The following is a 1,602-nucleotide window of genomic DNA, read 5'->3' as shown; positions in this document are numbered from 1 at the left end:
CCCCCCCACCCGTTCACGCAACCGCTCCGCCAACGCACTCGCCCTCTCCGGCGCCGCAAGATGATGCACAGCGAGATCCACAGAAGCCGCCCCCGCCCGCTCCACAGCCAACTCCTCCAGCCGAGCGATCGCCTTGGACGCCGTACGCACCTTCTCCAGCAACTCGATCCGCCCCTCGTCCAGCTGAAGCAACGGCTTCACAGCAAGCGCGGACCCGAGCAACGCCTGCGCCGCACCGATCCGCCCACCCCGCCGGAGATAGTCGAGCGTGTCGACGTAGAAGTACGCGGAGGTCCCGGCCGCCCGCTTCTCCGCAGCGGTCACCGCCTCATCCACCGACCCACCCGCCTGCGCCGTCTCCGCAGCGGCGAGCGCGCAGAAGCCGAGCGCCATGGCGACCATGCCGGTGTCGACCACCCGCACGGGTACGGGCGCCTCGCGCGCGGCGACGACCGCCGCGTCGTACGTCCCCGACAGCTCGGCGGAGAGGTGCAGCGAGACGATGCCGGTGGCGCCGGACTCGGCGACCCTGCGGTACGTCTGCGCGAACACCTCGGTCCCGGGGCGGGAAGTCGTCACCGGACGCCGCTTCTGGAGCGCCTGCGCGAGGGACCGGGTCGAGATCTCGGTGCCCTCTTCCAGCGCCTGGTCCCCGAGGACCACGGTCAGCGGCACCGCCGTAATACTGTGCCGCTCCATCGCCGGCTGCGGCAGGTAGGCCGTTGAATCCGTGACGATCGCGACATGGCGGGACATGATCTGGAGGTTACCTGGCGTATCAGGCGACCGTCAGCCCAGCCCCTCGCCCGGACCACTCCTTGACCGAATCAAGGTGTACGGGGCCCACCGCTCAGGTCGTACTCTCCGGCCGGGGCTTCTTCTCCCACGGGTACGTCGGACGCGGCGCCTGAGGACTGATCGCGGGCGGCGGAGTCTCCCCCGGAGCGCCCTCGGCCCCAGCCTGCCAGGTCTGACCAGGACGGCCGGCCTGCGGAACATCATCCGTGGTCCAGTGCCGCAACGCCCCCGTCTCCACGTCGATCTGCGCACTCAACGAGTCCAGATCGTCCTCCGCGAACCGACTGGCCCGATCCCGCACGGCCCACCGCAGAGAGTCGGCGGACGCTGTGATCCTCTCGGTACGCTCCCGAAGCTCCGGAAGCCGTTGCGCCAGCGTGCCGCGATCGGGGTCGGACTCCAGCCGCTTGAGCTCGTCATCAAGCTGATGCCCATGAGCACTGAGCCGCTCAAAAAGCCCCAGCGACTCCTTCAAGGACTCATCCTCAGCAACCCCGGCATGCAAAGCGTCCTGCGTAGCCCGCATGGAAGTCCGCAACGTCAACCGAAGCTGAGCGATCTCCCCCGCAGGCCCGAGCCTCCCGAACGACTTGGCCCGCAAGGTGTGATCCTCAACAGTCCGCCGAGCCTGCCCAATAGTCCGATCCACACTCCGCTTGGCAGCCCCCACAGCCTTAACGGTCCCCCAAACCCCCAACACGAACAGCGCCAGGAAAACCAACGCAACCACAGCGATCACGGCTTCCACAGCACTCCTCCATCCCCGACCCGACGCACCCGCGCCGCCCTCCCAAGATAAACGCC

Annotated in this window: 2 protein-coding genes; both read right to left on the bottom strand. The window is 68.5% G+C overall.

The features are described from left to right. Positions 1-756: DegV family protein (locus AOK24_RS40970; RefSeq protein ID WP_055724984.1), on the bottom strand; the 756-nt coding region annotated here is incomplete at its 3' end. Between the two features lie 94 nt (positions 757-850). After that, positions 851-1,546 (bottom strand): hypothetical protein, encoded by a 696-nt coding sequence (locus AOK24_RS40965; RefSeq protein ID WP_055724983.1) that lies wholly within the window; start codon positions 1,544-1,546, stop codon positions 851-853. Positions 1,547-1,602 lie beyond the last annotated feature (56 nt).

Source organism: Streptomyces niveiscabiei, from assembly GCF_001419795.1.
GTDB lineage: Bacteria > Actinomycetota > Actinomycetes > Streptomycetales > Streptomycetaceae > Streptomyces > Streptomyces niveiscabiei.
The sequence above is the reverse complement of the archived record's forward strand: the minus strand, read 5'-3'. Positions and strand labels throughout refer to the sequence as shown.